Genomic DNA, 13,431 nt, shown 5'->3' with positions numbered 1-13,431 from the left:
ACTAGAGCTGACCTGCCTGCCACTGCGCTTCGCGACTGGAGAGCGCGGCGGCGATGTCCGCAACGCTGTCGGAGGCGACGCTCTCCGGCAGCGGGTCGAGACCGACGCTGGCGAATAGCTGGCCATAGCTGTTACGCAGCTCGGCGTAGGCCAGGTCGCGGCGCAGATCCGCCTGCAGCGTGTTCAGCTCGCCCTGGATCAGTTCCAGTTCGCCAATGCCCTGTGCCTGGTAGCGATTACGCAGTTGCTCGACGATCTGCCCGTCCAGGCCGGCCAGTTGCTGGCTGGTCTGGAACTGGCGCTGAGCCTCGCGGAAGTTGGCGTTGGCGACGTGCAGTTGGGCGAGGATAGCCATCGACATGGCCTGGCGCCGCGCATCGACGACCTCCTGGCCGGCCTTGGCAACATCGATGGCAGTTGGTGCGGAGAGCACGTTGAACAGGTTCCAGGTGACTTTCACGCCGTAGTCGGCCCAGCTCTGGTTCACCAGGAACGAGTTGCTGTCGTAGTGGCCACCGGCGGAAAACTCCAGGCCTGGCAGCAGACGGAGCATGGCTTTGCGTGTTTCTGCGGCGCTGATGCGCGCCTGGTAATCCTGCTCGCGCAGTTCGGGACGGCTGGCCAAGGCTTCTTGCTCCAGCGTGTCCAGCGCCACCTTGAGTTCCGGCATCTGATAACCGGCGTCAGGCGCCAGTTCGACCTGAGTTCCCAGTGGCAGGTTGATCAGGGTAGCCAGCTCGGTCTTGGCCAGCGACAGGGCGCGGCGTTGCTCTTCCAGCTGACGAGTGGCTTCGATCAGCGCGCGCTGGTAGCTCAGGGCCTGAATGGGATCGCCGATACGCTGTTCGCTCAGGCGCTGGCTGTTGTCGCGGGCCTGGGCGACGCGCGCCATCAGGCTGTCGATCTGGGTCAGCAGACGATCCGCCGCCACGGCACGCCAGTAGGCAGAACGCACGTCCTGGATGATGGTATGCACCACCTTGCGCCGGCGCTCCTGCACGATCAGACGCTGGTCGCCCTGTTGCTTGGCGCTGACGTAGCTGACGCCGAAGTCGAGCACGTTCCACACCATGGTCAGGTCGGCCACGCCACGGTCGCGATCCTGCGAAGTGGAAGGTTCCAGCGACTGGGTGCCGGTATTGACGCTCTGGCTGCTGGAAGCGCTGACGTTGTTGCGCCCGGCATAGCCAGCGGACAGCGCCATACGCGGCAGCATGTCGAAGGTGGCCAGGTCGACCTGGCGCTGGGCCATGGCTTCTTCCATGACCTTCAGGCGCGCCTCGAGGTTGTACTTCACTGCGCGGGCCATAGCCTCGTGCAGGGTCAGCGGAGCGCTGAGCGGCTCCTGGTCCTTGAACATGACCGCCAGATCCTGCTGAGCGCGTTGCTCACTGACGCTGCGGTCGATGGGTTGACTGGTCACGGCACAACCGGTAACTGCCAGCGCCAACAAGCTGATGCTGAAAAACTTCGTTGCTCTGCTCATCCTTGGGCCGCCCCCTGGTACGGCACTTTTTCTATTTTTTGTCTGTTGTGTGTGTCGATTACGCATTTGGAGCCTGCAAGGAAATCTGTCCGAATGCCCAAGCCAGATCTCTTATCTGGCGCTGTTCGCTTTCCCCTATCTCGTGCAGTTGCTGACCCAGCGTCGGGGCCCCGAGAGTTTCTCCCCCGCCCACGGCATTGCTGGGCGAGCCTCCCCAGCGCAACTGGATCTCACCCGATTCCAGTGGGACCTCCTTGCTGAACATGCTTGAGAAACTGCTGGTGCCGAACACTCCGCCATCACCGCCGCCAAAGCCGAGGAAGCCAATGCCGTTGCCATTGCCGGAACCGCTGTCGCTGCTGGCGAAGACTTGGGCGATGTAGCTGGGGGCGAGGGCGTTGCGGTTGATGAAGATATTGCCCAGCGGCGGCAGGCCGCCACCCGGCGTCAGCGCCTCGAACAGTGGCGGCGGCAGCAGGGGCGAGGTGAAGGAGGGCGTCTGCGCGCTGGGCACTGCGAGCTGGGACAGCGGGGTGGACAGGTCCGGGAGGGAGACCGGCGGATCGACGCGGAACTCGGGATCGCCTTCGGGTTGCGGACGTGGCTCGGGTTCCGGCTTGGCCTGCTGGATCTCGTAGCCGCTGCTGACCACGCTGCCGCCGAGGTGGTTACCGACTGCGTCGACGATGCCGCTGCCGGGGGCGTTCAGGGCCAGCTGCAGCGAGCCGTTGCCGGACACGCCGGTAACCACCACTTGGTAGGTACGGGCATCGAGCTGTACCACGGACTGCAGCGTGCCCTTGACCGTGCCGCCAGTGAGCAGGCCGAAGTCGCCGATGTCCACGCCGCTGACGTTCTCGTCGAAGGTCACCCGGAACTCCAGGGTGTTGGTCGAGGTTGGCGAGGTGCCGGTCAGGGCGATGGCGGCAGTCGGGTCCTGGGCATCGACCCTCACCCCGGCGGTACCGCCGACGCCAGCGAGGGTAGTGGCTACATCGTTGCCCGAGCTGCCCCTGAGGGTGGCGCCGTTCAGCTGGATGCTGCCGCCTATGTCGATGCCGTTGCCGTCGAACTGGCCCGCGGCGATGGTGAGGCGGAAGGTCAGGGCGCTGCTGCCGGAGCCGGCGACGTAATTGGCGTAGGCGATGCCGCCGGTATCCAGGGTGACGGCGATGCGCGGCGTGCCGCCGCTGACGTCGACGATCACGCTCTCGCTGAAGTTGACGGTGAAATCGAGGTTCTGTCCGGCGATATAGGTGCCGTTGGCCGGCACCGATACCGAGCTGACGGCCGGCAGGGTGCGGTCGATGGCATAGGCCGGGCCGGTCAGACCACCGCCGAGGGTGTTGCCGGCATTGTCGGCGATGCCGGTGCCGCCATTCCGGAGGTTGAGTCCGAGGGTGCCGTTGCCGGTGATGCCGTTGACTACCACCACGTAGATCTGGCCGTTCAGGGTAGTGACCGAGGCGATGCTGCCACTTGCCGAGCCAGTGAAGAGCAGGCTGAAGTCGCTGGCATCGACGCCGCTGACGCTCTCGCTGAAGGTCACGGTGTAGCTGACCGAGCTGGCGCCGGTGGGCGAGGCGTCGATGCGGGTGATGCCGGTGGCGACAGGAGCCGTCGTGTCGATCAGCACGCCGCCTGTGTTACCGATGCCGACCAGGTTGAGGTCCATCGCGTTGCCGGCTGCATCCTGCAGCGTACTGCCGTTGCTGGTGAGGGCGCTGACGGTGATGCCGTCGCTGTCTGTATCGCCCGCCTGCACGGTGTAGCTGAACACCAGGATACTGCTGCCGCTGCCGGAGACGTAGTCGGCATGAACGCTGTGGCCACCGAGGTCGAGCAGCAGCCGTGGCGTACCGCCGGAGGTGTCCACCGTGACGCCTTCGCTGAGGTTGACGGTGAAGGTCAGCACGCTGCCCGCGGCGTAGGCGCCGGCGGGCGGGACGGTGACACTGACGACCGTAGGGGCGGCGGAATCGACCAGCACGCCTGTGGTGGCGTCGACGTTGTTGAGGGTGGCGGTGGCATTGTTGCCGGATGCGTCGCGGAGGCTGCCGCCGTTGGCCTGGAGGGTACCGATGGCAATGCCGTTGCTGTCCTCCTGGCCGCTGGTGACCGTGAGACGGAACACCAGTGCGTTGGTACCGGAACCTGAGAGGTAGTTGGCGTAGACGGTGCCGGTGTCGAGGGTGATGGCAAGGCGCGGCGTACCGCCAGTGGTATCGACGGTGACGGTGTCATCGAAGTTGACGGTGAAGTCCAGGTCCTGGCCGGCGACGTAGGTGCCGTTGGTGGGGACCGAAACCGAGGTGACCGTCGGTGCCAGGGTATCGAGTGCATAGTTGTTGGAGTCGGTGGTGCCGGTGCCGGTATTGCCGGCGGCATCGGTGTAACCGGTGTTGTCCAGAGTGATCAGGTTGGTAGCGTCGGTGACGTCGGCGTCAGGCGTTAGGGTCGCCGTCCAGGTCAGGCCGCCATCGCTGCTGCTGAGGTTGCTAAGCGTACCGTTGGCTACGCTGAAGTCTCCTGTGTCCAGCCCGGTCACCGTCTCACTGAAGGTGATGGTGACGGTGGTGCTTTGGCCGGCTTTCAGCGTCGTATCGGTAACCAGCACGGATATGGCCGTTGGGCGCTGGGTATCGATGGCGTAGTTGTTGGAGTCGGTGGGGGCGCCTCCGGGGTTGCCGGCAATGTCGGTGTAGCCGAAGTTGTCCAGGGTTATCAGGTTGGTCGCATCGGTGACGTTGGCGCCTGGTGTCAGGGTCGCCGTCCAGGTGATGTTGTCCGAAGTAGTCAGGTTGCTCAGCGTAGCGTTGGCGACGATGAAGTCCGCCGTGGTCAGCCCTACTACCGCTTCGCTGAAGGTGATGGTGACGGTGGTGCTCTGCCCAGCCCTGAGCGCGGTATCGGTGACCACGATGCTGGCTGTCGGGCGCTGGGTGTCAATGGCGTAGTTGACCGAGTCGGTGGAGCCACTGCCGATGTTACCCGCCAGATCCATGACGCCGGTGTTGTCCAGGGTGATGACGTTGGTGGCGTCGGAGAGGTTGCTATCCGGAGTAAAGGTGGCGGTCCAGGTGAGACCGCCGTCGGCACTGCTCAGGCCTGTGAGCATACCGCCAGCGACCGTGAAGTCCGCCGTATCGAGCCCAACCACTCTCTCTGCGAAGGTGATGGTGACGGTGGCGGTTTCGCCGATGCGCAGAGCCGTGTCACTCAGGGTGATGCTGGTGGCTGTCGGACGCACACCGTCGACCACCAGGGCCTTGTTGGCGCCTAGGGAGCCCGCCGCGCCGGGGGCTGCCAGGGTGAGAATGGCATCGTTGGCCGTCGCGCCACGGATAGTTGATCCATTGAGGTTCAAGGCTGCCGTGGACTGGTAATCCAGGTCCACGCTGAGATCTCCGGCCTGTACCACATAACTGAAGGTCAACGTATTGCCGCCGGAGCCGGAAATATAGGTAGCGAGGCGGTCGACACTGCCGGTCTCCAACAGCAGCGTGGGGATGCCCCCTGTCGTGTCGACTGTAACGGCCTCACTGAAGGTGGCGGTGATGGTGATGGTATCACCCACTTTGTAGATGCCGTCTGCCGTGCCGGCGCTGACATCGGTAATACGTGGGTTGAGACTGTTGACCGTGATGCTGACGGTGTCGGTGTCGGTCTGCGCGCCGCCGCTGCCACTCCAACCCTGATCGTTGGTCACAATGGTGATGCTGGCCGGGCCGTTGTATCCGCCTGTCGGTGTGAATACCAGGCCATCCAGGGCGTTGTTGATCGCGGAGAGGCTGCCGGTAAAGGTCATGCTGGCATCGCCTGTGCCGTCGCCTGTACTGAATGACAGGCCGGTGATATCGCTCAGGCTGAGCAGACCATTGGTGGCGCTCAGGGTGACTTCGACCATATTGGAGCCGGCGTCCACGTCGCTGATGCTGATCAGGTTGCCATTGCCGCTGTTGAAGACCAGGTTGGCGTCCTGATCGACGCTCTGTGCCGTGGGTACCGAGTTGACTGGCGCGTCGTTCACGGCAGTGACCGTGAGCGTCACGTTGGTGGTATCGGTCTGTGCGCCGCCGCTGCCGGTGTTGCCGCCGTCGTCGATACTGACTGTCAGGGTAACGTTGGCAGTAGCGTTGCTGGCGGTGGTGAAGCTGACCCCGGATGCCGCGATGAAGGCATTGATGTCGGCAAGGCTGCCGTTCAGGGTCAGGGCGCTGGCGGTTCCGCTAACGGTGACACTGCCAGCGCTGGTGGCACTCAGAGTGCCGCTGGGTACCGAGAAGGTCACCGTCACATTGCTGCTGCCCGCATCGACATCGGCGAACGAGATACCGGTCAACGCACCGGGAACATCCTCGGTGACGACGATGGTGCCTGGCGCCACGATCGTCGGTGCGTCGTTGACCGCAGTGACCTGCAGCGTGATGGTTTCGTTGGCGCTCTGCGCGCCGCCATCGCCGCTATTGCCGCCGTCGTTGATGTTCACCATCAGGGTTACATCGGCGGTGGCATTGGCTGCGGTGGTGAAGCGGAGGTTGCCGGCGGCGATATAGCTGTTGATGTTGGTAATGCTGCCGGTCAGGGTCAGCGCCGAGGCAGTGCCTCCAACAGTGACGCTGCCGGTGCCGATTGCGGAAAGGCTCCCGGAGCCGATCGTCAGGGTGACGGTGACGTCGGAGCTACCCGCGTCGACATCGCTGAAGCTGATCCCGGTAATGGCGCTGGGCACGTCTTCGGTGACGGCAATGCTCGCAGGGGCATCGATCTCCGGAGCATCATTGACGGCTGTCACGCTGACGATCCTGGTGGCGGTCGCGCTGATGTTCTGGCCATCGCTGGCGACGAAGCCGATCGTGCGATTGGCGGTGCTGGGCGTATCGCTGCCATTGCTGTACGTCACCGAACGCAGGGCCGCCTGCCACTGGGCCAGCGTGGCGGTAGCACCTGACGAGGTCAGCATCAGCACGCCGGTACCGCTGTCGTACTCGGCGGTAATGTTGCCCATGCTGCTGCCATCGTTGCTGAAACTCAGCACGTCACCAGGCTGGAAGTTGCCGTTGATGGACACCGTGGCCCTCAGCAGGGTGGCGTTGTCCGGGTCGCTCAGGGTCAGCCCGGGATCGATCACCGTGCCGCTGCCGCCCTCGGTGAACGTGCTGGCACCACCGCTGGAGGTAACGATTGGCGCATCGTTGACGGCAACCACGGATACCGAGGTGGAGATTGAGGTTGCAGTCGTGTCGACGCCGCCGTTGGCCGTGCCGCCGTTGTCGGTGATGCTGGTGAGGGTGATGACACGCGTTGCGGTGCTCGGGGCGTCGCTGCTATTGCGGTAGGCCATGCCATCGACCACGGTTTGCGCTGTTGTCGCGCTGATGCCTCCGGCACTGCTCAGGGTGATGGTTGCCGTACCGCTGAAGACGCTGACCGAGTAGCTGATGCCATTGCTTGCCGTCGTGCCGCTGTTGCCGTTGAGCAAGGCGATGCTGGTGCCATCGACGAGCAGGAGCTCATCACTGCCATCGGCCAGGTTGGTGACGCTCAGGGTCATGCCGGTGATGCTCTGGCCGGTTTCGATGGTGTTTATGCTGACACTGTTGAACAGATCAACCGCACTGCCATTTTCGGTGTAGGTGGGGTTGTTGCCTGTGGCGGTGATGGTCGGGGCGTCGTTGACGCCAATCACGTTCACGGTGACCTGTGCCGCCGTGCTGGTGCCGCCATCTCCATCGTTGACGGTGATGCTGACGGTGCGTGCAGCGGTGCTCGGGGCGGCGTCATTGCCGTTGGCGTAGGTCAGGTTGCGAATCAATGCCTGGACGGCAGCGGCGTTGGCACTGGCGTTGAGAGTGACGACCAGGTTGGCGCCGCCCATGCCGGCGGAAGTGATGGTGCCGATGGCGGTGCCGCCGTAGCTTACGGTACTGCCCGATACACTGATCTGGCCTGCCCCTGTACCCTCATTGCGGATCGCCAGTACATCCTCGCCAGCTGTGCCGTTTGCGGTGATGGCTACGGTCACGTTGCCGCCATCGAAGTTGGCGGAGTCGGCATCGGTGACGGTGGCGTTGCTGCCAGCGTCGAGCCATACGGCACTACCACCCTCGGTGAAGGTCGTGGAATCGCCGTTGAGGTTGCCGATGACCGGGGCGCTATTGGGCGGGGCGATATTGACCTCGCTACCACTGCTGGTGCCGACGCTGGTGACCGTGGTTCCGGTCGAGTCACCGCTCCAGTTGGCCAGGTTGGTTATCCGCGCCAGCCAGGTCGCACGATCGGCCGCAGAGGTTGGGCCAATGTACTGCACGTTGTCCTGCTGGCTGGCGCCGCCGGGTAGGCCGATGGCGTTGGCGCCGTTGGTCAGTGCATTTTGGCTGCCGGCGCCGTTAGGTAACATGGAGTCGCGCAGGGTTACGCCAACAGATGTATTCCAGTTGCTTGCATCCACCGTCCCCGAGCTGTTGTTCATCCCGAAAATGAAATATGGATTGTTATCTGCATCCTGGTAGATAAATATCCCATCCCCCGCGATCCCCCAAGGGTCTGTCGTGGTGAAGCCAGTTACGGAGATGTCGGCGCTTAGATCGACGTTGTTAGTGACATTGGTCAGGGTTTCCGCTCCATCAGATCCGCCGATGAAGAGAGTGAACAGAGCTCCTGCATCAATATTGCTGCTGGTCGTCCAAGTAATCACGCCATCGGCTGTGCTGGCCGTGGTGAAGGCATTGGTGGATTGATCCCACCCTTTGTCGGTGATTTTGATGACTGTGCCGGCGGGGATATCGACCAGTGTTGCAAAGGTGAGAGTGTCGTTGAATGAGTTCCAACCCAATACGACCATATCGCCCGCATTGAGCGTATTCAGCACGCCGTTGTAGCTGGCGTCGGCAAATAAGGTCTCGGCTTCAATCGCGCCCGTGCTGGATTCCAGCACCCAGTCTCCGCCTTTACTGCTATTGCCAGTCCAGTCATCAGAGGCGGCGATATCGGCACCCGTGAAGTTGGCGAGTTGCGTTACGAAGGCGGCACCTTGTTCGCCTTTGCTGGTATCACAACCATAAATGAGGAAGTCGCCGCTTTCCGTCAGGCTGCTGCCGATAGCTGCAAGTTTGCTCTGCGCATTGGCGATGTTGTCCAGACCAAGGCGCGTTGATCCGATCTGGAGGCTGGCCTCGCCACCGTGAGAGATGAAATGTATGGCATCGATGCCGGAGCGACCATCAAGGTATTCGGCCATTTGCGCCAAGCCGTCCCGATCCGCATCGAGGATTACGAATTCCGTACCGGCGACCAGGCTATCGAGTAATTGCTGCTTGTCTTTGACGCTGGCGTCGATGAACACGACCTCTTGACGCTGATCCGAAGTTGCCGAGGACGGGGCTGCGGCCAGATTATCGGGGGTGACATTGGCATCATGTCCAGACGGTGAATCTGCACTAGGGGCGGCCGTTGTTTCGGCTACGGTGGCAGCCACGGCTCCGTCGAACAGCATGCGTGGCTCAAGGGAAATGGCTAGCGGTGTTTTGGATGCTGCGATTGGGGAGCTACGCGATGATTCTTTCTTAGTAGTCCAAAACATGGAATAGCTCCCTTTGATTTCATCATGCCATTATTTAGTCTGGCGGATTAGGATCGCTTCGAGTCTAGCTGTCAATGGTCTCCAGATAGGCGCCTACGGAGCGCTCCGACCAATAACTAAAAACCACTTTCGCGCACACCAAGCGCCGCGATCCGCCGCCAGGCAGCGCCGAGTAGCGACTGCCGCTCTCCGTCCAGTATCACTACGCCGCGCAGGGGATGATCGGGGTGGATGTCGCTATCCAGCAGCGTCAGGCGTACACCGTACTGTGCTTGCACCGGTTCCGCGCGGCGTTGTGCGTCACGGCGTACGGCGATGGGGCCACCGTGATCCGAACTGAGCGCTTCCAGTTCCAGGTAGGCGACGCCGGTGGCGTCCACTTCGTCCAGGCGCACTTTCACTGCCGGACGCGCCGGGTCGTCAGTGATGAAGCGCCCTTCGCTGCCCGTTTCGATCCGCCAGAGGTTTTCTTCGGCCAGATAGCCGCGCAGGCGTAGCCCTGGCTCGACGATGCGGGCAAGTGATTCGGCCGGGTGCAGCCAGCGATCCGCAGTCAGGTCGCGTTGCAGGTCGCGTACCACGCCGGCCTGCGGTGCGCGCAGCTGTAGGCGCTCACGCTGGGCGGCCAGGCCGCGATACTCGGCTACGGCTTCGGCCAGGCGTTGTTCGAGGATGCCTGCATCGGCCGCCGTTTCGCTGCGTGCCGACAGGCGGCGCAGTTGTAGCTGAAGAATTTCGGTCTCGCGCCGGACGATGGCCTGGCGCGAATCCAGGTCGGGCGAATCCAGTTCCAGCAACAGGTCACCGGCCGCCACGTTCTGCCCGTCTTGCACATGTACGGCTTTCAAACGTGCGGCCACCGGGGCGTGCAGGGCGCTGGTGCGTGAGGCTTCGAGCAGCGCAGGGATTTCCACCGAGCTGCGCCAGGGCACGATCAGCACCAGCAGCAGCGCGCCAAGGCTCAGGCCGGTGATCAGCACCTTGCGTGAGTCGGCCTGTTCACGGCGTTGCCACCATTCGCCCAGCTCGCGCCAGATGGGCAGGCCAATGAACCACAGCAGTTCAACCACCATCAGGAAGATGCCGAGCACCTTGAAGAACAGGTGATAGACGGCCAGGGCAATGCCGAGGAACAGGATTGCGCGCCATATCCAGGAGCCGTAGCCCCAGATCAGCAGACGTCGGGTCATGCTTGGCGACCAGGGTTCAGGTGCCGGTTCGCCATAGCCGAACAGGGCTTCGCGCAGGCGCCAGCGACACAGGGCGAAGGCGCGGCTCTGCAGGTTATCGACACCCCAGAGATCGCTGATCAGAAAATAACCATCGAAGCGCATGAAGGGGTTGAGGTTGATCACCAGTGTGGTGATCCAGGTGGCGCTGGCCAGCATGAAGGCAGCGGTGCGCGCCGGGCCGTCCGGCAGCAGCGACCAGGCCAGCAGCGCCAGCACCGCCAACAGCAGTTCGGCGAACACACCGCCTGAACCGATCAGCAGGCGGGAGCGGGGATCTTGTACGCGCCAGGCATCGCTGACATCGGTGTAGAACATCGGCAGCAACACCATGAACGCCAATCCCATGCTCTGTACCCGGCAGCCGGCGCGCTTGGCCATGAAGGCGTGGCCGAACTCGTGACAGAGCTTGGCGAAGGTCAGCGCGATGCCGAACGCCAATGCGCCTCCGAGGCTGAACAGATGGGGGAAGGTGGCGAGGAAGCGCTGCCAATCGCGCATCACCAGGAACAAGCCCAGTACAAAGACCAGTGGCAGGCCCCAGCGCAGCAGCCAGGGGCCGTGGCGTTCGAGCACGGGCCAGGCGCGATTGAGGAAGGGGTCAGGCCGCCACAGCGGAATGCGGAAGAACAGGTATTGATGCAGTACCCGCTTCCACGGGCTTTGGCGCTGGGCGGCAGCCTTCATCGCGTAGCTGGCGCGCTGCTTGTCGTCCAGCGCCGCGATCAGGTCATGGCTGCCGAGAAAGCGCAGCATGTCCTCAAGTTCAGCCTCGCCTAGGGGCAGGCCAGGCTCGGCGTTGGCTGCGGCCAGCACACGTTGCGGCTCGCCCAGAGTCCAGTGGCGAAGCAGGCGCACGGCGGCGGCTCCGAGCTTGAAGTAGCGGCCACGTAGCGGATCGGCCAGCGTCCATTGCGGTGCGCCGTCGAGTCCAGGCGCCGCTGGCGATAGCTGTAGATCGGGGCGAAGGGCAGGCAGCATCAGAAGCCCAGGCTCTGGCGGGCTGCGGCCAGAGGCCGGCGCAGCAGGTAATAGGCCAGTGGCGCACGGTCACCAAACAGCTTGGCGGTGCCACGTAGGCCCACGCGTGGTGGCGCCTCGACGAAGCGCGCATCCAGGCGGTAGGCCAATTGTCCGGCTGCGGTGGTCTGTGCTTCGTAGGCGGAGCGCTCCAACTGGGCTTCATGACGATTGAGTGGGTCGCTGTCGAGAAACAGCGCGACTTCGGCGCCCGGCTGCAGGGCGATGGCGTCACCCACTGGCAACTCGATGCGCAGTTCGGCCTGGCTCGGGTCGGCGATCTGCATCAGCCTCTCACCGGTTTGCACAGGCTTGCCGGTCAGGCGCTCGGCGTCGGCGAAAACGGCGATGCCCGCACGTTCGGCGCGTACCTCGCTGCGCGCCAGCAGTTGCCTGGCATAGTCGCGTTCGGCGCGCTTCTGCTCGACGCGCGCGGCCAGCAGGTCGAGACGGGCGCTGGACTCTGCATCGGCGAAGGCGCGCTGGCTGTTGGCCTTGAGTTCGGCCTCGGCCACGCCCAGGGCGCGTTCGGCCACATCGGCCTGAGCCTTGAGGCTGGTGGCCTCGAAGCGCACCAGCAGGTCACCGGCGGCGACGCTTTGATTGGGCTTGACCAGAAATTCGGCGATCACGCCATCCAGTGGGGCGGCGACCACCCGGCCGCCCAACGGGACGACTTCGGCAGGTGCCAGTACCGACTGGCGTACCGGGATCAGCAGCAGGAGCGAGAGCGCCGCCGCGACGGCCAGCAGCTTCTTGCGCGGCCAGCGCATGCGCCAGGGCTTGTGCGGTTGCAGCGCCAGCCAGGCGTGAGCATAGGTGTCGGCCAGTTGCCTGAGCAGTGATTGCTCGGCCTCGTTGAAGGGCAGGTCGCGGGCCAGCCATAGACCGCCGAAGGTTTCGCCGCTGCGATTCTTCAGGGGAAGCCAGTAGGCATGTGCCGCGGACAGGTCGTTCATATCGGCGCGCGCCTGTTCGTCCAGATGCGTGGGGTCGACGTTATGACCCTCGTCCAGACGTTCTTGCTTGAGCAAGGTCGCGGTAGCGCGCTCGACGAAGGCAACGAATGGCGCATGCGCTTCCACCACGCTGATGCCGGTCAGCGCCTGCACCTTGCCGGCGATCAATAGGGCAGCGTGGCGGAAGCCGAACAGTGCCTGGCCATCATTGACCATGGCGAAGGCCAATTGCTCGGTATTGCTAGCCTTGCGGGCTTGCTGCTCAAGCCCGAGAAAAAGGGCGAAGACTCGCTCGGCTGTTCCGGGCAGTGGTGCGTTCATTCAGTCACCTGGAGTTGCGCAGTACCGCTCATGCCGGCGAGCAGCCCCTTGGTCTCGTCCGGCAGGCTGCCGATCAGCAGCAGGGTCTGGCTGCCCTCGTCGATACGCGCGCCCAGGCGTTTAACCGTGGCCTTGAGCGGTTTGCCGGTTTCATCGGGAGTGAAATCGAAGGTCTGGCCCGCCTGCAGGCGGCTAAGCCAGTTGGATGGCACCAGTAGGTAGATCTCCAGCGTGCCGTTATCCACGACATCCAGCAGCGGAGTGCCGCTGGCCACGCTTTCGTGCGGTTGGGCGCGGCGCAAAACCACACGGCCATTGAAGGGTGCGGTGACGCTGCAGCGTTTCACGTGCACCTGGTATACCTGGGTTTCCGCCTGGGCCTGGGCCTGCCGGGCCTCGGCCAAAGCTACTTCGAAGCGACCAACCGAGTTGAGGGCCGCCAGCTGTTTCTTGTGGTTCAGTTCTTCGCGGGTGGCGCGGGTAGCTGCTTGCGCTGCATTGAGTTGCGCTTGATAGGCGCTGCAGTCGAAACGTACCAGAACGTCGCCTTTGTTGAAGTCCTGGCCGTCGCTGAAGGGCATTTCGATGATGCGGCCAGGCAGTTCACTGGACAGTACGGCCTGATTGCGGGCCCGCAGTACGCCGCGTACCTGGCGCTCGCCGGTTTGCGTGGCGACTGGCGCCAGTGACTCGAGTAACGGGTCGTCGGCCCGTACGAGTGAGCTGAGTGCAAAGATCAGCAGGCCAAAGAGGGAGGGGAGAGGGCTGTGGCGCGGCATGGCATACGTCCTTGCATGGAGTCAGCGCAGTCTACGGTAGAAGTCGATCATGGCA

The 13,431-nt window shown here is 63.6% G+C and carries 5 protein-coding genes; all 5 read right to left on the bottom strand.

The features are described from left to right. Position 1: 1 nt before the first annotated feature. The 5 genes from EGJ86_RS00515 to EGJ86_RS00495 all read right to left on the bottom strand — a co-directional run bounded on the left by EGJ86_RS00515 (position 2) and on the right by EGJ86_RS00495 (position 13,376). Positions 2–1,486 (bottom strand): TolC family protein, encoded by a 1,485-nt coding sequence (locus EGJ86_RS00515; protein ID WP_125833541.1) that lies wholly within the window; start codon positions 1,484–1,486, stop codon positions 2–4. A gap of 58 nt (positions 1,487–1,544) precedes the next feature. Beyond that, a complete protein-coding gene (locus EGJ86_RS00510) occupies positions 1,545–8,981 on the bottom strand; it encodes an Ig-like domain-containing protein (protein ID WP_256672237.1) in 7,437 nt (2,478 codons plus the stop codon). A 203-nt stretch (positions 8,982–9,184) separates the two neighbouring features. Continuing rightward, positions 9,185–11,281, bottom strand: a complete 2,097-nt coding sequence (locus EGJ86_RS00505; RefSeq protein ID WP_177432731.1) for an efflux RND transporter periplasmic adaptor subunit — start codon at positions 11,279–11,281, stop codon at positions 9,185–9,187. Further along, positions 11,278–12,597 (bottom strand): efflux RND transporter periplasmic adaptor subunit, encoded by a 1,320-nt coding sequence (locus tag EGJ86_RS00500; RefSeq protein ID WP_125833538.1) that lies wholly within the window; start codon positions 12,595–12,597, stop codon positions 11,278–11,280. The genes EGJ86_RS00505 and EGJ86_RS00500 overlap by 4 nt, the downstream gene beginning before the upstream one ends. Next, positions 12,594–13,376, bottom strand: a complete 783-nt coding sequence (locus EGJ86_RS00495; protein WP_125833537.1) for an efflux RND transporter periplasmic adaptor subunit — start codon at positions 13,374–13,376, stop codon at positions 12,594–12,596. Before EGJ86_RS00495 ends, EGJ86_RS00500 begins: the two co-directional genes overlap by 4 nt. Between the last annotated feature and the right edge of the window lie 55 nt (positions 13,377–13,431).

Source organism: Pseudomonas sp. o96-267, from assembly GCF_003935465.1.
Taxonomy (GTDB): Bacteria; Pseudomonadota; Gammaproteobacteria; order Pseudomonadales; family Pseudomonadaceae; genus Aquipseudomonas; species Aquipseudomonas sediminis.
The sequence above is the reverse complement of the archived record's forward strand: the minus strand, read 5'-3'. Positions and strand labels throughout refer to the sequence as shown.

What these genes read in the sequence shown, in the direction of transcription:
- EGJ86_RS00515 (WP_125833541.1), bottom strand. Translation starts at nt 1,486, where the DNA reads ATGAGCAGAGCAACGAAGTTTTTCAGCATCAGCTTGTTGGCGCTGGCA.
- EGJ86_RS00510 (WP_256672237.1), bottom strand. Translation starts at nt 8,981, where the DNA reads ATGCTGTTCGACGGAGCCGTGGCTGCCACCGTAGCCGAAACAACGGCC.
- EGJ86_RS00500 (WP_125833538.1), bottom strand. Translation starts at nt 12,597, where the DNA reads ATGAACGCACCACTGCCCGGAACAGCCGAGCGAGTCTTCGCCCTTTTT.
- EGJ86_RS00495 (WP_125833537.1), bottom strand. Translation starts at nt 13,376, where the DNA reads ATGCCGCGCCACAGCCCTCTCCCCTCCCTCTTTGGCCTGCTGATCTTT.